At 41.6% G+C, this 24,522-nt stretch carries 22 protein-coding genes, 1 tRNA gene and 1 riboswitch; of the genes, 3 read left to right on the forward strand and 20 right to left on the reverse strand.

Annotation, left to right across the window (positions count from 1 at the left end):
* Positions 1-182: 182 nt before the first annotated feature.
* The 7 genes from ACFPRA_RS15420 to ACFPRA_RS15450 form a co-directional block, all read right to left on the reverse strand.
* Positions 183-2,096: a TRAP transporter permease gene (locus ACFPRA_RS15420; RefSeq protein ID WP_381436526.1), complete on the reverse strand. Its 1,914-nt coding sequence runs from the start codon at positions 2,094-2,096 to the stop codon at positions 183-185.
* A gap of 87 nt (positions 2,097-2,183) precedes the next feature.
* A complete protein-coding gene (locus ACFPRA_RS15425; protein WP_381436528.1) occupies positions 2,184-3,161 on the reverse strand; it encodes a TAXI family TRAP transporter solute-binding subunit in 978 nt (325 codons plus the stop codon).
* A gap of 58 nt (positions 3,162-3,219) precedes the next feature.
* Positions 3,220-4,746: an aldehyde dehydrogenase gene (locus ACFPRA_RS15430; protein WP_381436531.1), complete on the reverse strand. Its 1,527-nt coding sequence runs from the start codon at positions 4,744-4,746 to the stop codon at positions 3,220-3,222.
* Positions 4,747-4,802: 56 nt separating this feature from the next.
* Positions 4,803-5,558: an SDR family NAD(P)-dependent oxidoreductase gene (locus ACFPRA_RS15435; protein WP_381436534.1), complete on the reverse strand. Its 756-nt coding sequence runs from the start codon at positions 5,556-5,558 to the stop codon at positions 4,803-4,805.
* 82 nt (positions 5,559-5,640) lie between these two features.
* Complete coding sequence (locus ACFPRA_RS15440; protein ID WP_381436538.1) at positions 5,641-6,591, reverse strand: MBL fold metallo-hydrolase; 951 nt, start codon at positions 6,589-6,591, stop codon at positions 5,641-5,643.
* Between the two features lie 75 nt (positions 6,592-6,666).
* A complete protein-coding gene (locus ACFPRA_RS15445) occupies positions 6,667-7,458 on the reverse strand; it encodes a GntR family transcriptional regulator (protein WP_381436542.1) in 792 nt (263 codons plus the stop codon).
* 756 nt (positions 7,459-8,214) lie between these two features.
* Complete coding sequence (locus tag ACFPRA_RS15450; RefSeq protein WP_381436545.1) at positions 8,215-9,081, reverse strand: helix-turn-helix domain-containing protein; 867 nt, start codon at positions 9,079-9,081, stop codon at positions 8,215-8,217.
* Positions 9,082-9,201: 120 nt separating this feature from the next.
* On the opposite strand from ACFPRA_RS15450, the gene ACFPRA_RS15455 reads away from it, so the two are divergent.
* Together ACFPRA_RS15455 and ACFPRA_RS15460 are read left to right on the forward strand one after the other, a co-directional pair.
* Entirely contained in the window at positions 9,202-9,411 is a 210-nt protein-coding gene (locus ACFPRA_RS15455) for a hypothetical protein (RefSeq protein WP_381436547.1), read from the forward strand.
* A gap of 231 nt (positions 9,412-9,642) precedes the next feature.
* Complete coding sequence (locus ACFPRA_RS15460) at positions 9,643-10,428, forward strand: phytanoyl-CoA dioxygenase family protein (protein WP_381436549.1); 786 nt, start codon at positions 9,643-9,645, stop codon at positions 10,426-10,428.
* A 1,179-nt stretch (positions 10,429-11,607) separates the two neighbouring features.
* Here the strand turns inward: ACFPRA_RS15460 and ACFPRA_RS15465 are convergent.
* From ACFPRA_RS15465 to ACFPRA_RS15515, 11 genes are all read right to left on the reverse strand, one after another.
* Positions 11,608-11,681 (reverse strand) — tRNA-Arg (locus ACFPRA_RS15465).
* A 76-nt stretch (positions 11,682-11,757) separates the two neighbouring features.
* Positions 11,758-12,252, reverse strand: a complete 495-nt coding sequence (locus tag ACFPRA_RS15470) for a metallophosphoesterase (protein WP_381436552.1) — start codon at positions 12,250-12,252, stop codon at positions 11,758-11,760.
* Positions 12,249-12,857, reverse strand: a complete 609-nt coding sequence (locus ACFPRA_RS15475; protein WP_381436554.1) for an XTP/dITP diphosphatase — start codon at positions 12,855-12,857, stop codon at positions 12,249-12,251. Before ACFPRA_RS15475 ends, ACFPRA_RS15470 begins: the two co-directional genes overlap by 4 nt.
* Entirely contained in the window at positions 12,854-13,615 is a 762-nt protein-coding gene (rph, locus tag ACFPRA_RS15480; RefSeq protein WP_381436557.1) for a ribonuclease PH, read from the reverse strand. The genes ACFPRA_RS15475 and rph overlap by 4 nt, the downstream gene beginning before the upstream one ends.
* 99 nt (positions 13,616-13,714) lie before the next feature.
* Positions 13,715-14,509, reverse strand: a complete 795-nt coding sequence (gene racE, locus ACFPRA_RS15485; RefSeq protein ID WP_381436560.1) for a glutamate racemase — start codon at positions 14,507-14,509, stop codon at positions 13,715-13,717.
* A gap of 9 nt (positions 14,510-14,518) precedes the next feature.
* Positions 14,519-14,926 (reverse strand): MarR family winged helix-turn-helix transcriptional regulator, encoded by a 408-nt coding sequence (locus tag ACFPRA_RS15490; RefSeq protein WP_381437568.1) that lies wholly within the window; start codon positions 14,924-14,926, stop codon positions 14,519-14,521.
* A gap of 302 nt (positions 14,927-15,228) precedes the next feature.
* On the reverse strand, positions 15,229-15,453 hold the full coding sequence (locus ACFPRA_RS15495; RefSeq protein ID WP_239390298.1) for a helix-turn-helix domain-containing protein: 225 nt from the start codon (positions 15,451-15,453) through the stop codon (positions 15,229-15,231).
* Positions 15,454-15,514: 61 nt separating this feature from the next.
* Entirely contained in the window at positions 15,515-15,970 is a 456-nt protein-coding gene (locus ACFPRA_RS15500) for an acyl-CoA thioesterase (RefSeq protein ID WP_381436563.1), read from the reverse strand.
* Positions 15,971-16,537: 567 nt separating this feature from the next.
* Positions 16,538-17,344 (reverse strand): succinate dehydrogenase iron-sulfur subunit, encoded by an 807-nt coding sequence (gene sdhB, locus ACFPRA_RS15505; RefSeq protein ID WP_381436566.1) that lies wholly within the window; start codon positions 17,342-17,344, stop codon positions 16,538-16,540.
* Positions 17,345-17,349: 5 nt separating this feature from the next.
* A complete protein-coding gene (gene sdhA, locus ACFPRA_RS15510) occupies positions 17,350-19,104 on the reverse strand; it encodes a succinate dehydrogenase flavoprotein subunit (RefSeq protein ID WP_381436567.1) in 1,755 nt (584 codons plus the stop codon).
* 50 nt (positions 19,105-19,154) lie between these two features.
* Positions 19,155-19,763 (reverse strand): succinate dehydrogenase cytochrome b558 subunit, encoded by a 609-nt coding sequence (locus tag ACFPRA_RS15515; RefSeq protein ID WP_381436570.1) that lies wholly within the window; start codon positions 19,761-19,763, stop codon positions 19,155-19,157.
* A gap of 209 nt (positions 19,764-19,972) precedes the next feature.
* Between ACFPRA_RS15515 and ACFPRA_RS15520 the strand changes: the two genes are divergently transcribed.
* Positions 19,973-20,383 (forward strand): YslB family protein, encoded by a 411-nt coding sequence (locus tag ACFPRA_RS15520; protein ID WP_381436572.1) that lies wholly within the window; start codon positions 19,973-19,975, stop codon positions 20,381-20,383.
* Positions 20,384-20,907: 524 nt separating this feature from the next.
* On the opposite strand, the gene ACFPRA_RS15525 is transcribed toward ACFPRA_RS15520, so the two are convergent.
* Together ACFPRA_RS15525 and uvrC are read right to left on the reverse strand one after the other, a co-directional pair.
* On the reverse strand, positions 20,908-22,125 hold the full coding sequence (locus tag ACFPRA_RS15525) for an aspartate kinase (RefSeq protein WP_381436574.1): 1,218 nt from the start codon (positions 22,123-22,125) through the stop codon (positions 20,908-20,910).
* Between the two features lie 90 nt (positions 22,126-22,215).
* Positions 22,216-22,393: riboswitch (Lysine riboswitch) on the reverse strand.
* A gap of 53 nt (positions 22,394-22,446) precedes the next feature.
* Positions 22,447-24,240, reverse strand: a complete 1,794-nt coding sequence (gene uvrC, locus ACFPRA_RS15530; protein WP_381436577.1) for an excinuclease ABC subunit UvrC — start codon at positions 24,238-24,240, stop codon at positions 22,447-22,449.
* Positions 24,241-24,522 lie beyond the last annotated feature (282 nt).

Below are 24,522 nucleotides of genomic sequence, written 5' to 3' on the forward strand. Positions count from 1 at the left end.
ATGAAATCGTTGATGTCAACTATGCATTACCCCGATTTAGTTAAGAGGATAAACACCTGACTTTTCCGTTATAAAGAACTTATTTTGTACGGAAGATAAAATTCGCAAAGTTTGTGAGCATTTTCAGTATTGAATTTAATTAATGCGACGCTAGTCAAAGTTTATAAATCTCCTTTTATCGCTTAACTAACTTTAGTAGTCTTAATACCCACTTTCCTTATTTCGCCATGCTTTTTAAACTCAATTGCTGTTATTAATGTGACTATTAACGCCCCAATAATATCTGTCAGCATACCAACACTCATCAAAAGTAACGCTGCTAAAAACATGATTACTCTTGTGTATATATTTATTTCCGAGATTAAATAGCCTTCTAATGCGACCGAAAGGGCAAAAACCCCAACTAAAGCAGATACACACGCCAATGCAATTTCCATTGTAGACCCATCCATAAGTAATTCTGGACCGTACACGAAGAGAAATGGGACAATAAAGGCTGTAAGACCTAGCCTTAGTGCAATTAATGCAGTTTTATTGGGGTTAGACTTAGCTAAACTACTTGCGGCAAATGCCGCCACTGCTACCGGTGGTGTAATAACAGACAAACAGCCATAATAGAAAATAAACATGTGAGCGGCCATAGGGGTCACTCCAAATTCAATCAAGGCAGGTCCGACTACAATTGCTAGTACTAAATAAGCTGCTACTGGCGGAAGCCCCATGCCAAGAATGATGGAACTTACCATTGTTAGTACAAGCAATAAAAATAAACTACCTCCCGCAAGATCAGTTAATATGCCTGCGAAACGCAACCCTATCCCTGTCATGTCAATAACACCAATCACGATTCCCGCACAGGCACAGGCGCTTACAACCATTAAGCTTAATTTAACCCCTTCCTGTAATGACTCTACGATCTTTCGTATAGACATTCTAGTTTCTTTCCTAATCAAACACACAAGAGGGATGGATATGATTGCCCAGAATGCCGAATAAATAGGTGTATTCCGCTCCACCAAAAGAAAGTAGACTAAAACAAATATCGGGATGAGTAAGTGACCTTTTGTTAATAAAAGCTCTTTAACATTATAGACGTTCTCCTCTCGCTTTAAGCCAGAGCTAGTCTCAAGGCGAGCTGCATTTAAGTCAACCATAATAAAAACAGCAACAAAATATAATATTGCTGGTATTATCGCTGCAAAAGCCACTTCTGCATACTCAACTTGCAAAAAGTCGGCAATTAAAAATGCTACAGCTCCCATAATCGGAGGAAGTATTATTCCACCTGTAGACGAGATCGTTTCCACTGCGCCAGCGTATTCTGATTTGTAGCCCTGTTTCTTCATTAATGGAATGGTTAAAACACCTGTTGTAACGACATTGGAAACTGGATTCCCGCTAATGGTTCCGGAAAGTGCGCTTGAAACGATTGATACCTTTGCCGCTCCCCCTCGATATCGACCAACTGCGGCCATCGATAAATCAATGAATAATTTCCCTGCCCCCGATGCCGCTAAGAGTGATCCGAATATAACATATAGAATAATATAAGTAGCGGATACACCCAACGGCTGACCAAATATTCCCACATTACTCATACCAACCTTACTTACCACGTCCGCAAATGAATACCCTGTATGCGCAAATAATAAAGGTAACTTATTACCTAATAATGCGTAAATTATGAATATTCCCGATATTATAGGCAACGCCCATCCTAACGTTCTCCTTGTTGCTTCCAAAGTAAGTATTATCATGATAGCTCCAATAACAATAGTCATTGTTGAAGGGTTGCTAATCGCTGTTAAAAGACTAATATGGTTTAAAAATACATAACCTGTTACCCAAATTGATAGTAATGCAAGAAGAAAGCTTATAATTATGGGTATTCTACCTTCTTCCTGTCTTTCCATATTATCGCCATCTTTTTTCGTTATCAATGGGTAGGTTAAGAAAATAATTACTAAGGCTAAACCATAATGCATGGACCTTTGCTGAAGGGGTGGGAATATTTTTACACCGGCTGCATATAAGTGAAAAGTTGCTAATGCTAAACAAGTGACCCCGACTATCCTAATTATAATTTTTCGGTCCAAAAAAACATCTCCCTTCTCAGACTTTGAGGCAGAGTGTAGCATAATACTTATTTCTGCCTCAAAATTAAACTACCTATTCATTGGCAGTTACTCGGTTATACCTTTTTCTTCAAAATACTTTTCCGCTCCCGGATGAAATGGAATGCCTACTCCCTTTCGAATGCTTTCCGGATTGATATTTTTAGCTGTTGGGTGAATAGCACCCATTTTTTCAGGGTTCTCCAGCATCGTCTTCACGATTTCATAAACTAGCTCTTCATCCGTATTCTCATGTGTAAAAATATAGCCCGGAACAAATGGTATTTTCAATTCTTCGTCATTTTTGTAAACGCCTGGCTCGATAGTGGAAATAATTGTTCCCGGTTTATATTCCATATACTTTTCAATGACATCGTCGTCCACTGAAATGACCCTAACATCTTCATTGGCCTGCAATTCACGAACTAAAGTAGAAGGTATGGGTCCCATTAGCATACCAGCTTCTATACTTTTATCCTGAATGCCTTGTTGTACCTCTTGGTAGTCATAGGGGAGAATCTTATAGTCTTTTTCTGTGTACCCATATCCCACTTCTAAGATCTCTTTAAACATTGCTTCGGGAGCAGATCCAGGAAATACCCCGATGGTTTTTCCTTTTAAGTCGGCATAGGTCTGGATCGGCGAATCCTTTGGAACGACAATATGAATTGGCGCTCCTTCTGCATAGCCTACAGCTCTTAAGACAGTTGTATCTCCTTTGACATTATCAAAGGAACCCTTTTGATAAGCTTCATCTGGGCCGTACGAAGCCATTATTGCAAAGACTGGCTCACTTTTTTCATAACCGTCAATAACCTTTTGAATTTTTGAGGGCTCATCACTCGTCGCTTGTACTGAAAACACCGTATCGGGCATTACATCAGCATCTTTAATAATTTTTGTAAGCCCAGCTGCTAAAATATAATGCGATCCACCTGCTGGAGGCGTATAGATAGGAATGATATTTGATTTGCTTGCCGATGTCGAACTGCACCCCGCTATTGTCAATAACAATAACAATCCAACTGGGAGTAATAATTTTTTCATTTCTGACCTCCGCACTTTTTATATTTTTCTATTAATTACAATCATCCTATTTCTATGATTATAAAATTCTAAATGGATCCGAAATAACATTTCCAGTATCAATTAAAACACTTTTCACTTCCGTATATTCAAGGATCACTTCCCAACCGTTTTCTCGTCCCTGACCACTCGATTTGTAACCACCAAAAGGAACACCTGGAGCTACTTTACGGTAATTGTTAATCCATACCGTTCCCGCCTTCAGTGTACCCGCCATCCGATGCGCTCTTTGAACATCTTTCGTCCAAACAGCTGCGGCTAAACCAAAATCCGTGTCATTTGCAATTTGAAGTGCTTCTTCTTCTGTTTCAAAGCGGATCAAACAAACGACAGGACCGAAGATTTCTTCTCTAGCAACTCTCATATTATTATGAACATCACCAAAAATAGTCGGTTCGATAAATAGCCCATCTTTTAGTTCATCTGAATCGGGTTTATTTCCTCCGTAAATCAAAGTGGCCCCTTCATTCTTACCGATCTCAATATAGGATTGAACTTTTTTATATTGCCCTTCAAAAGAAATGGTCCCCATTTCCGATTCCATATCCAGAGGATTGCCTAGTTTGATTTGAGCCGTCCTTTCTTTTAAGACCTCGACAACTTCATCATAAATCGAGTTTTGTATCAATACTCGCGATCCTGCCATACATGTTTGTCCAGTTGCTGCAAATATCCCTTGAAGAACCCCATTAACTGCATTGGATAAATCAGCATCCTCAAAAATAATATTAGGTGATTTTCCTCCAAGTTCCAGAGATACTTTTTTAAAGTTATCTGCTGCACTTTTTACAATGGTTCTGCCCGTATCCGTTGAACCCGTGAAAGTAACTTTGCTTATATCAGGATGTGCCGAGATCGCTGCACCCGCTGTTTGCCCATATCCTGTTACCACATTCACGACACCTGGTGGAAATCCAGCTTCCTTTATTAATTTTGCCAACTCTAAAATGGATACCGGGGTTACTTCAGATGGCTTGAACACAATCGTATTCCCTGCTGCCAGCGCAGGCGCTAATTTATATATTGTAAGTAAAATTGGAGAATTCCATGGAATAATCGCACCTACAACGCCAAGTGGTTCTCTCACGGTATAATTAATCATATTTGGGATATCCACTGGGTTTGTTTCCCCTCGAATTTTATCCGCATAGCCAGCAAAGTAGTAACACCACTCTGGGACGGCTTGCATTTGTCCAAGCATATCACGAATCAGTTTGCCGTTATCTAGTACTTCACTCACGGCTAACTTCTCTGCGTTTTCTTTAATTAAGTCCCCTAGTCTTCGTAATAGCGCGGCCCGCTTGCTACCCGTCATACGGGACCATTCTCCATTCTCGAATGCATCTTTTGCAGCCTTCACGGCTATGTCAACATCTTCTTTCTCTCCTGCTTGTGCAACGGCCCATACTTTTCCTGTATAAGGATTAATCGATTCTATCGTTTTTCCACTAACACTATCTACCCATTCGTTATTTATGAACATCTTATAGTGCTGGATATCCTTGTAAGGGCTTTCAAACAAAGTGGCCTTCATTGTCGTAGTCATAGCATTTCCTCCTATTAAACGATTAATTTTTTATATTTAAAAGGTTATCAGTTTCCTTAGTACATCAAAAATCCACCATCTACATTAATCATTTGCCCTGTAATATAACTAGCATCATCAGAAGAAAGAAAAGCGACAAGACCAGCTAGATCCTCAGGTTCTGCAAATCTTTTTATACATTGTCCCTTTAAAATTTCATTTTTAACTTCCTCAGTTATTGTCCCTCTAGGCACTTCAGTAGTTGTATAACCAGGCGCAATCGTATTAACTGTAATATTATAATCGCCGACCTCACGAGCCAATGATCTAGATAAGCCAATGACACCCGCTTTAGATGAAACATAATGGATATAATGCGGCTTACCCATCAATACGGTTGCAGAAGAAATATTAATAATGCGGCCGCTTTTTTGCTCCTTCATAACAGGAACAATGGCCTTGCAGCACATAAATATCCCTTTTAAATTTATATCTACCACGCGATCCCATTCGTCATCGCTAATTTCCTCGAACGGTTTTAATTTGATTGTCGAAAACATCGCAGCATTGTTTACCAAAATATCTATTCTTTCATATGTTTCAACAATTTTCTTTGTCATTTTATTGATTTGATTTTCGTCAATCACATTCACTTCAATTGCTAAAGCCTCTTGATTATTTCCTCTTATCTCTTCCTCAACTTTTTTCGCATTTTCATAGTTTATATCAGCAATGACTACCTTTGCCCCCTCGTTGGCCAAACGTTTAGCATATACTTTGCCTATACCTTGACCAGCACCAGTGACTAACGCAACTTTTCCATCTAGTTTCATTACCATACCCTCCTGTAACTTCAATGAATTTTGTCTAGAAAATGTAGATGTCAACCAGATAACACGTAATATTCGGACATTTTCAAATAGTCATGCTCACAACCTTTTTAGGATAGTTGACTTTTATTTCGTCACCGATTTCAAAAGACATTAAATCTTCTCCAACAAGTACATCACCTGAATAGATTTCCTTTGTTCTACCAATAAGATCCGCTTCTTCTTCTGTAATCCCCCCTAATAAAACAATATGTGTATAAACAGCCAATTTTGGCTTTACACGCTTAAATATTTCTCCAGCTTGTTCCGGTGTTGTATGAATATCCATAATATGCCGGATCGTTTCGGGATTAGCTGCATCCAAGCTAGCCGCAGCCACTTCATGAATTAATAAATCAACATTCCTGGAATGCCGAATGAGATTTTCGTTATATTTTGTATCCCCGGAGATGAGAATGGAATGCCCTTCATAGTCAATCCGGAAGCCATAGCATGGTTTGATTGTGCCATGATCGACTAAAAAGGCCGTAATCTTTATTCCTTCTTCATCGTAAATTAAGCCTTCTTCATAATCATATGCTTCAATTTGAGCACCTCTCGGATGAATCGTTCCGTGGGCAATACGAGCATTTATATCCTTGCTAAAAGCTTTTTCTAAATGAGATGCCATTTGCTTTGTCCCTTCAGGCCCTCGTAATTTCAACAGTTTTGCTCTCTTGCCAAGGGTTGGGATAACTCCTGAAAGCCATAAATCAGGAAAACCTACTAGATGATCTGAATGCAGATGTGTTAAAAATACTTCATCTATTTCGCCAGGGAAAATATCCAGTTGACTAAGACGTAATACAGCTCCCCGACCGACGTCAAATACCAGTTTCTTTTCTCCAATTTCCACTAAAGTCGTATTTCCAAATCGATCCAAACTCACCACGGGGCACCCAGTTCCTAGTAATGTTACTTTAAACTTTGACGCTTGTTTTTTTATGTTTGTTGTCATGAGGATCATTCTCCAATCCATTGAAATTTTATTGAACATTCTCTATTAATAGTCAATTAAAATCAAAGCTCAGCTAGTGTTGTGTTTTTTTAACTGATACACCAAAAAAGACCATCAATGTTCAATAAGGGCCTCTTTATTTTTTTCTTTTACAATCAAAGCGCTTTCAATATTTTGTTCAAGATGAAATTGGTACTTGTCACTACGATATAGAGTTCTCGATAGCTCAGCTGGTTTTCCATTACTCAAATACATAATATCCTCCCATAATATTAAGGGTGATCCATTGCTCACTTCTAAAAGATCCTCCTCAAATTCCGTCGCCATAACAATTTCGAAAGTACGGGCATACTTTAACGGAAATAGATCATATTTATCAATTAAGTAGCTTTCCATCAAATTAAAATACGGTGTATGATCCAAAAGTTGGTCGAAAAAAGAACGAAATAGACTGACTGGATAGTAGCTTGTTTTTAAATTAACTGGTCGTCCATTAATTAGCCTAAGTAAAACAATTTCTATTAGCTCATCACCGCTTGATAGACCCAACTGGGCAGCTATTTCTTCATCGGCAGCAACTTGCTTTTTAGATAAAGTTTTTATTTCAGGACTTTCTCCTATTGCTTGCGCATTTTCAGCAAAGGATGTAAAAACGGATAAGTTTTCTTTTAATTTAGGGGAGGAAACGAATGTCCCCTTTCCTTTTATCTTTCTTAAATAACCCGCGTAAGCTAGTTCATCCAGCGCCTTACGAATTGTTGGTCTACTTACTTTAAATTCTTTCGCCAATTCCATTTCAGAGGGGAGCTTGTCATTTTCCTTCAACTCTCCAGCTTTAATTTGATAAAGTAATTTTTTCTTGATTTGATAATAAAGTGGAATAAAGCTTCCTTCCTCGAGTTTCATCATTAAATTCTCCTAACTGTTTTCAATATTGTTAACTTGTAAGGACATGTTAACATCTTGAGTAGTAACTTATCACATTTTTTCATCAATTGCAATAACATTTTTTCAGTATTATCATTGTCGATCAAAAATCTTTTAGCAAAGTTAATTGAATCAGCTTCAAAATTACTGTTTTTAAAATTGCACAGGGGTAACCCTTGCTGAATTTCAAGCTTCTATAAAAAGTATTAAGCTACTTGAATGTCTGTTGCACTTTTTTGTTTCTTATCCGTCCTGTGGCTAATTCCGCGGCATTCTAAGTAAGCAGCACCACTGGATGGAATAGCTGCTTCCCCCGTCATTAGGACATACGGACGTACTCTATAACAAAAAAATACTGGCTTTTGGTGCTGACGATCAAATGACCTTCAGAACCGAGCCAGAAGATGTTTTTTCTATCACTACGCTTCTTAATTCCCCATTTGGAATCAAGTAGAGATTCCTTAAACAGCGTTTCCAAGGACACGGATGGCTGTTGAACAATCCCTTTTTCATAAACCGAAAGTGCCTCTTCTTCCGCTTTTTTTCAACTATTGTTCGCGCTCGGCCTTGGTCTATGAAATGGACTCAATGAGGTAATGTTTTCGTTTCATTGACACTTTTACATAAAAAATTTGATATTTTTGCCACGCGTTTTTCAATATATACAAATAATTAACCGAATAAAGGTTAATGAATGTATAAATCCAAAAACAAGATGTGGACATTCAATTACCGTCAGAATTTTCTGTCGTAACTTCTATAAACTCTCGGGCTTTTCCTTTCGTATTTTTGGAACATCCTACTAAATGTAGTTGCGTCAGGAAAGCCCAACAAGTTGGAAATTTCTTGAATCGGCAACTCCGTATCTAACAGTAATTCGCGGGCTTTATCAATTTTCAGTCTGCGGACATACTCCATTGGAGATATTCCAAGCCCTGTACTAAATAAGTTCCTGAGGTGACTTTCGCTTGTATGTGTTACCTTGGCAAGACTATCCATAGTGATTTTTTCTTTCATATTTTCCTGAACAAAGCGTGAAACCATCTGGATTCTTGAGTCTAATTGAACAGGGGGGATGCTTTGATCACGAAGAATATGAAAAAGTTCTCGTACCCAGTTCGACACCAGAGAATGCAATTGAAGTTGATTTAACGTTTCACTTTGATCGAATGGATTCGTGATGTTCCTACTAGTCATGGTGTTGCTAGTTTCAATAATTTGATACCAAAGATTAATAAGACTCTTCATCTGCTCGGGGTCAGGTGCAGATACAATCGGAAGACCATAATGTTCAACAATGTGATAGGGACCAATGCGGGCATCTTGAATAAGAGAGAGATACCGAATAGGCCCATCATTTTCACTTGCAATGAATGCAAATGAAGTATGCGGAGGGACAATCAATAGATTTCCGGCTTGCAACCTCTGTTCCCTACCATTAAAAAAAACAGTCTTACTTCCGGATAATATATACCAAAATACCGTATAAGGCTCTGCATTTAAGGGAATATGCCAATCAGGTCCGTACTCTCGTAAAAATGTCCAACGTACACGAAGGAATAAATTAGGAAGACTATGCATTTTGTCAAGATGAATTTGCACTATTAGCAACCTCCAGATAATGATAATTGTTTTTGCCAAGTTAACAATCGCTCGCAACGTTCCGAATTATCGTAACTAATAGTAATATTAAAACAACAAAATAAAGAAAGGGGAATAAAAATGTCAATTACATTAAACAAAGAATTAAGTGCAGAAAAGGTTCGCAAATATCAAGGAGAAAGGTACCTTGGTTCATCTACACAATGCTCTCCAGATGAAATGACTAAAAAAAATGGAGGGTGCGGACGGACAACAGCCTGTAACCAATGTTCCCATCCATTAAAAAAAACAGTTTTATCTTCGGATAATAAACAACAAGATACCGTATAACACTCAGCATTCAAGGAATTATGCCATCCCGGGTCATTCTCTGGTAAAAATGTCCAACACACATGATGGAATTAATTAGGAAGACTACGCATTTTGTCAAAATGAATTTGTACTATTAGCAACCTCAGGGTTATGATAATCGTTTTTGCCAAGTTAACAATTGTTTGTAACATTCCTAATTGACAGATTTCATTGTAATATTAAAACAACAAAAAAGAAAGGGGAATAAAAATGTCAATTACATTAAACAAAGAATTAAGTGTAGAACAGGTTCGCAAATATCACGAAGAAGGATACCTAGGCCCATTTACGCTATGCTCTCCAGATGAAATGGCTAAGATTAGGGAGAAACTCGTGAACGAGATCGATGTGGAGAAAAACCCACATAGTCAGCACACTAATCATAAGTTGGTTTATGACTTGTGTACCCATGAGAACGTGATCAAACCAATCCAAAGTATTTTCGGAGAATCACTTGTGCTATGGCGTTCTGTTTTCTGGTGTAAGAATCCGGGAGAAAAAGCAGTTCCCTGGCATCAGGATGCTTATTATTGGCCGATTGAACCCGCGATCAATATCACTGCATGGCTTGCAATCGATCCGGCCTTTGCATCAAATAGTTGTGTTCAGGTTATTCCTGGATCCCATAAAAGTGTGGTTCCACATATTAGTTCTAATAAATCCGATAACATGTCAATCTTTCATGCAAAAGAAGCGGATTTGAACTATGTAAATACCGATGAAGCCATACCTATGGAATTAGAACCCGGACAATTCTTCCTCTTTAATGAAAGATTGCTACATTATTCTGCTCCAAACACTTCTGATCAAAGACGTATTGGTCTAGCGATCCGTATTACGCTTCCTTTCGTCAAGATTGGTGGAGAGCAAGACAGCGAACAGAGGTTTGAGAAATCAGGAATATTTAATCCATCTAAGATCCAAGAGGGTAATAATTTCTTAATTGGTGAGGATACTGTTGGAATCAACAAATATGGTGTGCCTCCAACAAAATAACTTGTATTTAGTGATTGGCATACTCCTGAATTAATAGATAAACACAAATGGTTTTCAAGCACTTTGATAACTATTTGTGTTTTATTATGTAAACACACTAATGAAATAATCCAGAAGGCTATAGAGAAAGTCAACGAAGTCAAAGATTTTCAGAAAAGAGGATATAGTATAGGAAAAATTGCCGAATAAAACAGGCTATACAAAGCGTACAATAAAAAATTATTTATCGCCCGATTTCAATTCTGTCCATGTTCAATATGGTGTACAGTATAAACTATCCAATTTAGAACTGAAGTGATTGCCTTACGCTAGATAGGAAAAACCTACAAAGAAATCTATATTTCTATTTGTAAGAAAGGATCTGTAGGTAGAGAAGCTGGAATTAGACAATTTACGGCGAAAAAAAGGTTACAAAGTTATCTTGAAGACGAAATGACCAATGCTCTAACAGAAATAGTGGAAAGAAAATGGCTTGTATAGTTACTCTACAAGCCACTACATAAAGTGAATACAAGTGAAGATATTCTTGTGTAATTTCTATGTAATCACTTTTAGCTACTTAATCGAATAATAGAAAAAGAAAAAGTGTTTTGAAACCTAATGTAGCAAGGCTTCAAAACACTTTCCTCTTTTCTTAAAAGCAAACAATTTCATACTTTAAACGTCCCAGGAGGGATTCGAACCCCCGACCGACGGCTTAGCTTACCACTATGGCTTTCGCCACCAGCAATGACTGTTTGTAGTCTGGACTATAACTTCACCATTTCAGGTGCGACACGTTTAGTCTCTACGGAACCTCACGATAATCTAAGGATTATACTTTGGAATTTCTACCTCCGGATTGACCGGACCTTTGAATTTCCTCAATCTTGATTATGTAAATAAAGATCGTAAGTTTCCTCGGTATTGCCATCAGCATGATCTGTTAAGGTTTCACCGATACGGTGTCGTCCACTTTACAAGTTCTCTTTCCTTGTAAAGGCTCCTATTCTTGAAGGCCGTTGCTCTATCCAGCTGAGCTACTGAGACATGTTCCAAACAATCAAACGATCATCAGGACATTTATTATTATAGGATAGGTCACACATAAAGTCAATACTTTTTCCAAATCTTTCTTACCAAGCAAAAAAAAGGATGTAGACATTGATTTAACAATGTTTACATCCTTTTTCTCAAGTACGTCCCAGGAGGGATTCGAACCCCCGACCGACGGCTTAGAAGGCCGTTGCTCTATCCAGCTGAGCTACTGAGACATGTTCCGAACAATCACAGGATTGCGGGGACATTTACTACTATAGAATGGGGCGCACATAAAGTCAACACTATTTTTTAAAACTTTTTTATTTCGATTGAATCGATTGTTTCATGCGCCATATTTTTAAACATTACATTTACTGTTTCATCCCATTCTACGACTGCATAAGTCGCCTCTTTCCCGCCTCTTGGTAGCTTTGTGCTTCCTGGGTTTAAAAATAGGATACCGTCTTTCAGTTCTGCACCGTAGAGATGTGAATGACCAAATAGCACAATATCAGCGCCCATTTCTTTCGCGCTATAGTAAAGGCTCATCAAGGACCGGTTCACATCATGTTCATGTCCATGGACAGCAAGGATTGACTTTTCGTGCACTTCCACCAAAAGCGATGAGGGAAAACGAACATCGAAGTCGCAATTTCCACGGACGATGTGTATATTTCGTAAAATTGGATCATCAAATGGCAATTCACTATCACCGCAATGGAAGATGGCATCTGCAGGAAGGGAGGAAACGGTTGTTACCGTTTCCTGATCTCCATGCGAATCACTCATAACGATCAGTTTCATTTCTGATCCCCTTCCATATATTGAGGAAGCTTGGATTTCAACTTCGAAAGAGCCGCCCCGCGATGGGAAATCGCACTTTTCTCTTCAGGGGATAATTCCGCCATCGTCCGCTTTTGTTCAGGCAGGTAAAATATCGGATCATAGCCAAACCCATTCGTCCCTTGTCGTTGTGAATGAATGATTCCTTCGCAGCTCCCCGAAAACGTCTCCGTTGCAATTCCGGGACCCGCCACTGCTAGCACACAGCGAAAACGGGCCGTACGTGCTTCTTCAGGGGTCTTCGCCAACTCTCCCAGCACTTTGTCGATGTTGGCATCATCATTCTTCTCCAAGCCTGCATAACGAGCGGAGTATACTCCTGGAGCTCCGTCAAGTGCATCGATTTCCAAACCGCTATCGTCTGCGATGACGATTTTACCCAGTAGATTCGCCACTGTCTCAGCTTTTAAAATCGCATTTTCCTCAAATGTGGTACCCGTCTCTTCCACATCGATATTTCCCTCAATATCATTCAAAGTAAGGACTTGCACTCCAAAAGGTTTGAACAATGCCTCGAAATCTTTTGCTTTTCCTTTATTATTCGTGGCAATGAGTACTTCTTTCATGAAGGATCCTCCTCTTTTTGTCTAATCATTTGTCCAACTAATCCGAGCGCCTCTTGTTGCACTGCAAATAATTGATGAATCCCCTCTTCTGCGAGAGTGACTAGCTCATTCATCTCCTGACGCGTAAATGTCGCTTCTTCACCCGTCCCTTGTAATTCGACAAACGCCCCGGCACCTGTCATGACCACGTTCATATCGACAGCGGCTTCCGAATCTTCCACATAATCGAGATCCAATATTAATTGGCCTTCGTTCGACTTTCCAACACTTGTCGCCGCAAGAAAATCAGTAATTGGAAATCTCTTTAAGTCTTTATCCTGATACAGCTTAGCAATCGCTAACGTCATTGCCACAAAGGCACCTGTAATAGACGCTGTTCGCGTTCCACCGTCCGCCTGTATGACGTCACAATCGATCCAAATGGTCCGCTCTCCAAGCGCCTCCAAATCCATTACTGCACGCAACGCACGCCCGATCAATCGTTGTATTTCCATCGTCCGTCCACCGACTTTTCCTCGCGTAGCTTCACGCTGTGTCCGTTGCCCTGTCGCACGTGGCAGCATCGAATACTCTGCTGTCACCCAACCTTTTCCCCCGCCTCGAAGAAAATGGGGTACCCGTTCTTCGATTGTTGCCGTGCAAATCACTTTCGTATTGCCGACCGAGATTAGAACCGAACCTTCAGGATGTAGCAAATAATCTGTTTCAATTGTAATTGGCCTAATTTCATCAAATTTTCGTCCATCATGTCTCATCATGAGTACCCTCCAGCTTTCAAATTGCGTTATCATCTTATCATAACCTGTTTCACAGACGCAAAAACCCGGGAAATCCGTCTTCGGACATCCCGGACCTTTTTACAGTTTGATAGTCTTTACTTCCGGCTCCGGAATCGATAGCCAGTCCATCACGATCGAACGAAATTGCTCCACATTTCCCGTAGAAAAGAAAACAGGTGAGACTTTACATTCGGATGTTCGCGCTATATTTCCAATAGCTAGGGTTCGTTCCACATCACGCACCGTCTCTACCGCCGAAGAAATGATCCTTACATTCGCAGGTAGATGCTTTTCAATATGATGTTCCAAAAGCGGATAATGTGTACACCCTAAAATAGCCGCATCAAAATCCTTGCCCAGCATCGGCTTCAGTGTCTCTGAAACGATTTCATCCGCCAGTTCTGATTGGTATTGACCACTCTCCACAATCGGCACGAATGCCGGACAAGCAAGTGGATACACCGTTGCAGCTGGCGATAACGAATGGATAGCATCATTATACGCACCGCTTTTGATCGTCCCTTCCGTTCCGAGGACAGCAATTCTTCCCGTTGCAGAAGCGTTCACCGCAGCACGGGCACCCGGTACAATTACCCCGATGACCGGAAATGAAAATTGCTCTCTTATATCTTCTAATGCGACGGCGGTTGCCGTATTACAAGCTATGACGAGCATTTTTATACCTATTTTGGAAAGCGCCGTTGCCATTTCCATTGTAAACGTCCGTACTTCTTCCACTGGTCTTGGGCCGTACGGACAGCGTGCATCATCTCCCAAGTAAACGATTTGTTCATACGGTAATTGACTGAGCATTTCTTTCACGACGGTCAAGCCACCGACGCCCGAATCAATTACTCCAATTGGTAAATCCACTTAAATCCCTCAATCCTTTTTCATCTCTTGATGAAGTTTAGTTAACAGCTCTGAAAATTCCTTGATTTGCCGCTCATCAAAGTCAGCTAAGACATTGCTTAAATAATCCCGGCGTTTCTCGATCACTTCTTCGATAACGCGCTCCCCTTCACTCAATAAATGAATGCGGACAACCCGGCGATCCTGTTCATCCCGTACGCGCTTCACAAGATTATTTTTCTCCATCCGATCAACTAAATCCGTCGTTGTACTGAACGCAAGGTACATCTTAGTCGATAAATCGCCAATTGTCATGTCACCATGTTCAAACAGCCACTGTAAAGCTATGAATTGTGGCGGTGTAACAGTATAATTGCTCAAAATACGACGACCTCTTTGCTTAATGATCGCTGAAATATATCTCAAGTCCTTTTCCATGCGGGCAACATCATCTATATATTCCTGATTAGGTGTATTTTGCTCCTTCAAGTAGATCAGCTCCCAAAACAATTACTGTCTTTCTATTGTCACCTTTTTTCGTGTTGAAGGCAATACTTTTCCTAGACAGTGGCCGCGACATCCTGCTTCAAAAGAAAAAACAGTTGCCCGATGACTGCGGAAAGCAGCCCGTTCAACTGTTTGAAAAGATTATAAAAATATCAGCATGCTACTCTCATATCGTTGCATACCTATACTCGCGTTCATGTATGGTCGACGACTTCCATCATGATCACTTATGCTTAATGCAATTTCAACTCACCTAGCCGCAACAATTCGACTATCGCTTGTGCCCTTCCGGAAACACCTAATTTTTGAATTGTGTTCGAAATATGATTCCGGACAGTCTTTTCACTAATTCCGAGCCGTCCTGCGATTTCTTTTGTCGTATGATCGTCAACGAGCAGATGAAAGATTTCACGCTCTCTTGCAGTCAGCAAGGAACGGTTTTTCGATTCTTCTGTCAAGACGCGCCCCTCCTATCCACTTTCACTTTAAAATATGTGAAGAGAGAGCGGGCTGTGCCGGCTACTTGCTCATTTCAAACCCTAAAAGTGACTTTTCTTCTTCCGTCCACGGAATACTTTTACCAGAGCCCCTTCCGACCTGGACCATCGTACCCCTTCCTGTAAAAACAATATCTTCATTTTCGTTCTTCGCCATATAATGGATATCGGCCGAACTGTTGCCGACCGACTCCGCTTTTACATAAATCGAAAGCTTTTCATCGAAAAAGACTTGTTTGACATAATCGCACTGCAAGTCTGCAACGACCGGTATCTTCTTCCCATCCGGATTGAGCCAATCATTCATCAGCCCAATACACTTCAAGTATTCAATTCTTGCATATTCAAAATAAACAAAAGGTACCGTATTGTTCAAATGACCGTACATATCCGTATCAGAAAACCGAACCTGTACGGGCACAGAATATGTAAATCCCGCAATCCATGATGATAAATCATGTATATATGTCTGTTTCAACCCCAAATCCCTCCAAACAATTAGTGAAACATATTTTACCTTTCTAGTTTACAGTATATTCGCTCAAAAGTGGGATGAATATGCATCAAAATGAGCGAAGTCCTAAATCGCACCTACTACTGGTAAATTTGTTTTAAAACGTAGAATGGAAGGATGATCACTTATATTACATTTTGATCATTTTGAGGATGGATTGAGCGCTAGATAGAAGTTATGATCATTCAGAAGATCGATTGAGCACTGGGTACGAAGTATGGTCACACAAAAAGAGGATTGATCACTTCCTACAAATTATGAGCACTCAAAAGATAGATTGATCGTTTGCCACAAGATATGAGCACTTAGAGGTTAGACTGAGCGCGTGCTGCGTATTATGAGCACTTAGAAGATGGGTTGAGCATTCGATACGTATTATGAGCACTCAAACAATAAATCGATCTCTAGTTACAAATTATGAGCATCCAAACGCCAAATTGAGCACGTTACGCTATTTATGATCTCCCCGAACTTTTCCAAAAGAAAACCCCGCCAGGTAGTTTCCTGAGCGGGGTGTTCGGTAGGTTGAAATCAGTCTACCATATGATCGCTTCCGAAGAAGTTTTTAAAGAGTTGAACAGAAGTTGCGCGGTTCATCGCTGCAATCGACGTTGTGAGTGGAATCCCTTTTGGACATGCAACTACACAGTTTTGTGAGTTACCGCATTCAGTAATTCCTCCGTCTGCCATTATCGTTGCTAACCGTTCGTCCTTATTCATCGCACCTGTTGGATGCGTATTGAAGAGACGGACTTGTGAAATAAGCGCAGGACCGATGAAGTCAGTTTTGTCGTTGACATTCGGGCATGCTTCAAGACATACACCGCAAGTCATACATTTTGAAAGCTCATATGCCCATTGACGTTTACGCTCAGGCATACGTGGCCCTTCACCTAGATCATATGTCCCATCGATTGGAACCCAAGCCTTGATTTTCTTTAAGGAATCAAACATGAATTCTCTGTCAACAATCAAATCACGAACGACTGGGAATGTTTTCATCGGTTCAAGTCTGATCGGCTGTGTGAATTGGTCGACTAGTGCTGTACACGATTGACGTGGACGGCCGTTGATAACCATTGAACACGCACCACAAACCTCTTCTAAACAGTTCATATCCCAGTTAACTGGAGTCGTTTTATTGCCGTCTGCATTCACCGGGTTACGGCGAATTTCCATCAGGGCAGAAATAACGTTCATGTTCGGTCTATATTCCAACTCAAATTTCTCCCAATATGGAGTCGATTCAGCTGTATCCTGACGAAGAATTTCAAAACGGACAGTTTTTTGTGCCGTCTGTTGTTCACGTTCCTGTACGGCAGTATTTTGCTCGCTCATTTACGTCAATCTCCTTTCGTCGCGGAATAGTCGCGTTTACGTGGCGGAACAAGCGAAACGTCGATATCTTCATAGTGGAAGATCGGAGCAGATTTTCCGTCAAATTTCGCCATTGTCGTTTTCATGAAGTTCTCATCATCACGTTCCGGGAAATCCGGTTTGTAATGCGCCCCGCGGCTTTCGTCACGATTTAGTGCACCAAGTGTGATAACACGTGCTAAGTATAGCATGTTTTTCAACTGACGCGTAAATGTCGCGCCTTGGTTAGACCATTGTTGTGTATCGTTAATATTGATATTTTCATAACGTTCAAGAAGCTCTTGAATTTTTTCGTCTGTTTCTTTTAACTTATCATTATAACGTACAACTGTGACGTTGTCCGTCATCCATTCGCCAAGCTCTTTGTGAAGGATATAGGCGTTTTCAGTGCCATCCATTTTGAGCGTGTCATCCCACTTCTGTTGCTCTTCTTTCACTGCTGTATCGAAGATTGCTGATGGTAGCTCTTCCGCAGTCCGTTTCAAGCCTTTCATATATTTAACGGCGTTCGGTCCTGCGACCATTCCTCCGTAAATTGCTGAAAGAAGTGAGTTTGCTCCGAGTCGGTTAGCACCATGCTGTGAATAATCACATTCACCAGCAGCGAACAGACCTGGTATATTTGTATGTTGATCATAATCGACCCATAGACCACCCATTGAATAGTGAACAGCCGGGAAGATTTTCATTGGTAATTTACGTGGATCATCGCCTGTGAATTTCTCATAGATTTCAATGATTCCACCAAGTTTAATATCCAGCTCTTTTGGATCCTTATGCGAAAGGTCCAAGTAAACCATGTTTTCACCGTTGATGCCGAGTTTTTGATTGACACAAACATCAAAGATTTCACGGGTTGCAACATCACGCGGCACGAGGTTACCGTATGCAGGATATTTTTCCTCTAGGAAGTACCAAGGTTTACCGTCTTTGTAAGTCCAGACGCGTCCACCTTCACCACGTGCAGATTCACTCATCAGACGAAGTTTGTCGTCACCAGGAATTGCTGTCGGGTGGATTTGGATGAACTCACCATTGGCGTAGTATGCACCTTGTTGGTAAACGATGGATGCCGCTGATCCTGTATTGATAACAGAGTTTGTCGTTTTCCCGAAAATGATCCCAGGGCCCCCAGTCGCCATGATGACCGCGTCACCTTTGAACGCCTGGATTTCCATCGTTTTCAAGTTTTGTGCTTTTATACCGCGACAAACGCCTTCATCATCAAGGATCGCTCCTAGGAACTCCCAATGTTCATATTTCTGAACTAATCCATCTACTTCGAAGCGACGAACTTGCTCGTCCAATGCATAAAGGAGTTGTTGTCCAGTCGTTGCACCCGCAAATGCTGTACGGTGGTGAAGTGTACCCCCGAAACGACGGAAATCCAGAAGTCCTTCAGGTGTCCGGTTGAACATGACGCCCATCCGGTCCAATAAATTGATGATCCCTGGTGCTGCATCCGTCATCGCTTTAACAGGCGGCTGATTCGCTAGGAAGTCCCCTCCATATACAGTGTCGTCAAGGTGGATTGCAGGCGAATCGCCTTCCCCTTTCGTGTTCACTGCACCGTTGATGCCTCCTTGGGCACATACGGAGTGGGAACGTTTAACCGGGACGAGTGAGAACAGGTCAACCGGAGTGCCTGCTTCAGCCGCTTTGATGACTGCCATCAAGCCTGCAAGACCGCCGCCGACAACAATCAATCTGCTTTTTGCCATTATTGTTTCACTCCTCAAATTTTAGGTAATCTCAATGTCAATCATAATTTTTACACAAATGCAAGTATTGCCTGTACACCGATAACAGAAAGTATTACGAAAGCTGCAATCGAGACGTAAGTGACGATTTTCTGTGAACGTGGCGATTGCGTGATTCCCCAAGTGACAAGGAATCCCCAAAGCCCGTTCGCCAAGTGGAAAGTCGCCGCAATAACACCCGCGATGTAGAATGCAATCATGAACGGGTTCTCAAAAATATCAGCCATCATGTTGTAGTCTACTTCGGCTCCCAATGCCTTCTGAATTCTTGTTTCATAGATGTGCCATGCGATGAAAATTACTAGGAAAACTCCTGTAATTCGTTGCAACATGAACATCCAGTTGCGGAACGTACCAAAGCGCTGTACGTTATTTTTCGCAGTAAAAGCTATGTACACACCATAGAACGCATGGAACATGAGTGGAATGTAAATGACAAACCATTCTAAAAACAGAACGAACGGTAAATTCCCCATGAAATTGGATGCGTTGTTGAATGCTTCTGCACCGCGTGTCGCAAAATGGTTAATAACCAAGTGCTGAGCAAGGAAGAGCCCAACCGGGATGATCCCGAGCAACGAATGTAGTCGGCGCAAATAAAAATCTGATTCTCTCGACAAATCTTTTACCCTCCCTTATTGCTGAGGACGTGCATCTAAGGCTGCCATCGTTTTGACACGAAGCAACCGTTGACTGCTCTCCTCTTCATGATACAATAATATAACATGTTCATTGTACTCCTCTGTTTTGAAGAGGTCAAGATGAGGAAAGCATTTGTCAGCTGATTATTCTATTAATTTCTACATTATCCGAAGGGTTGTTTATTCGATTGGAAAATATTACATACGACTCGCCGACCCGCTTCGGCTACGAATTATTGCGCGATCATGTATTGCCAAGCATACTCGGGAAACATGAAGACGAAATCCTCTATTGGGCAGGGAAAGAAATCGCTCGAAAATTCCCGGTTTTTGCTATCGAAGAATTGCCTGTTTTCTTCCAAGAAGCAGGATGGGGTGAGCTTATACTTCATGAAACGGCAAAAGACGAGGCTTTTTACATATTAAAAAACGAAGCAGGCCCAACTTTCCACAAAAGATCCTTTCACCTCGAGGCCGGTTTTTTGGCGGAACAGTATCAGAAATTGAACGGCTTACTAACAGAGTGCTATGGCGAAGTAAACGAAAAAGAACCCCTCGTTCACTTTCATGTGAAATGGGATTTAAAATCAACTATTTGAAATGTTGATAGGGATGCTCCAGGAGATCCGAGCATCCCTAAGAGGTAGACAAAGTTGTTATTTAACTTTGTCTACCTCTTTTTTAGGTATACGTTGTAAATTAGTAATTCCTTCAGCCTGATTGAAAACGATTGTCACGTGGAAGGCAGGCTAAGAGCGCGACGTTCAAAAAAAGTGCCTTAATTTCTGCAAAGAGCACAGAAACACAGCAAATCGAACCCTTCACTGTTCGATTCGTAACGCCTGCATGACTCTCTTCCTGCGAGCCCGCACGAAGTCGAGCGAAGACGCGAATCGAACTAGAGTTCATGAGCGGACGAGCGAGTTAGGAAGCCATCCTAAGGACGCCGCGTCCTGAAAAGTGACTTAATTTCTGCAAAGAACGCAGAAATATGGCAAATCGAACCCTTCGCTGTTCGATTGGCAACGGATGCATGACCTACATCCTGTAGGCCTCAACAACTGATGCGAGCGTTTGGCAACAGGCTGAGGGATGCTCCAGTAAATCGGTGCATCCCCCTCTTTTATTCCCCAGCTAATTCGTATTGTTCGTGAAGGACCGTTACCGCTTTTTCCATATCCGATTCCGGAATAACAACGGATACTTTAATCTCTGACGTGCTCACCATTTTGATCGGAACGGATGCATTGCGCATTGCATCAAACATAGTAGCAGCAACGCCCGGATTCGATACCATGCCACTTCCGACGATCGACACTTTAGCAAGCCCTACTTCAAAGTCAACTTGTCGATACCCGAGTGCTTCCTGATTCATCTCCAATACTTTGACTACTTCGGCAAAATCCTGTTTTTTAATCGAAAAAGAAACGGATGGTTGTGAGTCCTCCCGGATCGTCTGCACAATAATATCTACGTTAACATGATGTTTGGCTAAGGTTGTAAAAATATTTGCAAGTGAACCATTGTAGGGTGTGTCATACATAACAGTGCTTCGGACAATATCGCGTTCAAATGCGACTCCCCGAACGATAAGATTGTTTTCCAAATCGATTTCCTCCTTAATGATCGTTCCTTCTCCTTCAATATGGGCTGGTCTGACACGCAATGGCATTTGATGGTTTTTAGCGAACTCGACGGCTCTCGGATGCAGGACCCCTGCTCCTAAATTCGCGATTTCCAGCATTTCATCGTACGAAATTTCTTCCAACTTCCGCGCTTGTTCGATTAAACGTGGATCGGTCGTAAAGACTCCTTCTACGTCTGTGTAAATATCGCAAACAGCCGCATCAATCGCTATAGCGATTGCAACAGCACTCGTATCTGATCCACCACGCCCCAATGTCGTCAATTGCCCCTGAGCATCAATTCCTTGGAAACCTGTTATGACAGCGACTGCATCCTCCTCAAGAGTGGAGATGATTCTTTCTGCACGAACTTGTTCAATCCGGGCATTTCCATGTATGGCTTCCGTTGTGACACCCGCCTGCCACCCGGTAAAAGATTTTGCCTCAACCCCTTCCGCAGCAATGGCCATCGCAAGAAGGGAAGCAGTTACTTGTTCACCTGTCGTCAAGAGCATATCCAGCTCGCGTCGCCCCGCGTTCGGGTTTACTTCATTTGCTAACGCTAGTAATTCATCAGTCGTTTTTCCCATCGCCGACACGATGACAGCTACCTTTTTCCCCCGCTTGACTTCCCCGACGACCAATTGCGCCGCATGTGCGATTTTTTCAGGATTCGCAACCGAAGTCCCACCGAACTTCATCACAATTCGTTCCATTTTCAGTCCTCCATCTTTTCCCGGAATGCCAAAAAGGCTCTCAATCATAAATTGAGAGCCGGTCCGATGGGAGCAATCACAAAAAAGCTCCGAACGGATAGCTCTCCAGGTATTTGATACCTGACAGACTCCCACTTCTTCAATGGAAATCCAGCTAAATCATCATGGCAGCTGATGATCCGCTTCGGCGAAAGTCCCTTTCGATTCCCCTCATTAGGCTGCCGCCTTCAGGAAATGTACTCTTAACATTCGCGCCTCTATCCTCACGATATAATGCATTGCATAATATGTGAAAAAATTCAGTGCATCCACAATATCATACTATTTATTTTCTCGCAATGTTTCATTTTGAAAATAGGTCTCCACTTTTTCCGCAACGGTCATTGGCAACCCTGCTTTTTGCAATTCTAATGCGGAGGCCTCCCGAATTTTTTTGACAGAACCGAAATGTTTTAATAACATATTTTTTCGTTTCGGACCAACGCCTGGTAGTCCATCTAGCGTCGAGGCAAGCGAATTCGTTTCACGTCGTTGACGGTGAAATGTAATCGCAAAACGATGCACTTCGTCTTGAATACGCTGCAACAAATAAAATGCCTCACTTGTTCTTTTCAACGGAATAAGTTCTGGCGGATCACCGTAAAGCAGTTCGGCTGTTTGGTGTTTATCGTCTTTCGCCAATCCTGCTATCGGGATGGATAAGCCAAGTTCGTCCTCGATAATTTCACGTGCAACTTCCATCTGCCCTTTCCCCCCGTCGATGACAATCAAGTCAGGCAAGGGCAACTCCTCTTTCAACACGCGGGTATATCTTCTGCGGACAACTTCCCGCATCGCACCATAGTCATCATGCGCCGCTGCCGTTTTCGTCTTGAATTTCCGATAGTCTTTCCGGTTCGGTTTACCATCGACGAAGGAAACCATCGCAGATACCGGATCCGCCCCATACGTGTGGGAATTATCGAATGCTTCAATATGCAACGGGATGGTAATATTCATCGCTTCACCAAGCTCTTCGCACGCTCCGATCGTTCTACTTTCCTGACGTTCAATGAGTTGGAATTTCTCCTTCAGCGACATCTGCGCATTTTTAATCGCAAGATTGACCAAATCTTTCTTTTTACCTCTTTGAGGAATCAGTACATTCACTTGCAGGAGCTGACGTATTATTTCACGGTCTATGCCTTGCGGCAACAAAATCTCCTTCGGTAAGAGATGTTCGGATTTCCCATAAAACTGGCCGATAAATGTTAATAATTCTTCCTCAGGTTCCTGATAGACCGGAAAGAGTGAGACATCTCGTTCAATCAACTTCCCTTGTCGAACGAAAAACACTTGCACACACATCCAGCCCCGATCGACTGCATAACCGAAAATATCGCGATCTGTAAAGTCATTCATCGTAATGGTCTGTTTTTCCATGACCGCTTCGATATTCGCAATCTGGTCCCGATATTCTTTTGCGCGTTCAAATTCGAGATTTTCCGCCGCCGACTTCATTTTTTCAGTCAGCTCTTTTTTCATTTGTTTGTAGCCGCCATTCAAAAATCGGCTGATATCTTCTACCATCGATTTGTACGTATCTTCCTGCACTTCATTGACACACGGTGCAAGACATTGGCCGAGATGATAGTAGAGACAGACACGATCAGGCAATGTATGGCATTTTCGATAAGGATATAAACGATCGAGCAGCTTCTTCGTTTCACTTGCGGCATGCGCATGCGGATAAGGACCAAAATACTTCCCTTTATCTTTTTTCACTTGCCTCGTAATGATCAGTTTAGGGTGCCGTTCTGCGGTCAACTTGAGATAAGGATAGCTCTTATCATCTTTAAGCATAATATTGTACTTGGGATCATGCTGTTTGATCAGGTTCAATTCGAGCACAAGCGCTTCAATATTTGAAGACGTGACGATATACTCGAAATCCATGATCTCACTGACAAGCCGTTGTGTCTTTGCATCATGCGTACCTGTAAAATAACTGCGCACACGATTTTTCAGCACTTTCGCTTTTCCAACATAAATGATCGTCCCTTGTCGATCCTTCATCAGGTAACAGCCAGGCATTTCCGGTAAAATGGCCAATTTTTGTTCAATCAGTTCATTCATCATTCTCACCTACTCAAAAAACCAGGTACCGATGAGGGGACCTGGCTTTTATCTAATCACTGTGTATCTTCATTCGGCAGAAGCCCCCGCCGAATGAAGATAAATCCTCCGGCGGATGTCACAGATTTTGAAAGGAGTCAAGAAGGCAGTCTAAGTTCGCGACGTCCTAAAAGAAAAGTGCCTTAATTTCTGCAAAGATCGCAGAAATACGGCAAATCGAACCCTTTGCTGTTCGATTCGCAACGACTGCATGACCTACATCCTGTAGGCCTCAAGCTCGAT

Source organism: Sporosarcina soli (assembly GCF_042655805.1).
GTDB classification, from domain to species: domain Bacteria; phylum Bacillota; class Bacilli; order Bacillales_A; family Planococcaceae; genus Sporosarcina; species Sporosarcina soli.

Excerpts from the sequence above, each read along its gene's own strand:
- ACFPRA_RS15430 (WP_381436531.1), bottom strand. The coding sequence starts at position 4,746 with ATGACTACGACAATGAAGGCCACTTTGTTTGAAAGCCCTTACAAGGAT.
- sdhB (WP_381436566.1), bottom strand. The coding sequence starts at position 17,344 with ATGAGCGAGCAAAATACTGCCGTACAGGAACGTGAACAACAGACGGCA.
- ACFPRA_RS15445 (WP_381436542.1), bottom strand. The coding sequence starts at position 7,458 with ATGAAACTCGAGGAAGGAAGCTTTATTCCACTTTATTATCAAATCAAG.
- sdhA (WP_381436567.1), bottom strand. The coding sequence starts at position 19,104 with ATGGCAAAAAGCAGATTGATTGTTGTCGGCGGCGGTCTTGCAGGCTTG.
- ACFPRA_RS15435 (WP_381436534.1), bottom strand. The coding sequence starts at position 5,558 with ATGAAACTAGATGGAAAAGTTGCGTTAGTCACTGGTGCTGGTCAAGGT.
- ACFPRA_RS15460 (WP_381436549.1), top strand. The coding sequence starts at position 9,643 with ATGTCAATTACATTAAACAAAGAATTAAGTGTAGAACAGGTTCGCAAA.
- ACFPRA_RS15490 (WP_381437568.1), bottom strand. The coding sequence starts at position 14,926 with ATGGAAAAGGACTTGAGATATATTTCAGCGATCATTAAGCAAAGAGGT.
- ACFPRA_RS15475 (WP_381436554.1), bottom strand. The coding sequence starts at position 12,857 with ATGAAAGAAGTACTCATTGCCACGAATAATAAAGGAAAAGCAAAAGAT.
- ACFPRA_RS15525 (WP_381436574.1), bottom strand. The coding sequence starts at position 22,125 with ATGGAACGAATTGTGATGAAGTTCGGTGGGACTTCGGTTGCGAATCCT.
- ACFPRA_RS15425 (WP_381436528.1), bottom strand. The coding sequence starts at position 3,161 with ATGAAAAAATTATTACTCCCAGTTGGATTGTTATTGTTATTGACAATA.
- ACFPRA_RS15455 (WP_381436547.1), top strand. The coding sequence starts at position 9,202 with ATGTCAATTACATTAAACAAAGAATTAAGTGCAGAAAAGGTTCGCAAA.
- uvrC (WP_381436577.1), bottom strand. The coding sequence starts at position 24,240 with ATGAATGAACTGATTGAACAAAAATTGGCCATTTTACCGGAAATGCCT.
- ACFPRA_RS15440 (WP_381436538.1), bottom strand. The coding sequence starts at position 6,591 with ATGTTCAATAAAATTTCAATGGATTGGAGAATGATCCTCATGACAACA.
- ACFPRA_RS15470 (WP_381436552.1), bottom strand. The coding sequence starts at position 12,252 with ATGAAACTGATCGTTATGAGTGATTCGCATGGAGATCAGGAAACGGTA.
- rph (WP_381436557.1), bottom strand. The coding sequence starts at position 13,615 with ATGATGAGACATGATGGACGAAAATTTGATGAAATTAGGCCAATTACA.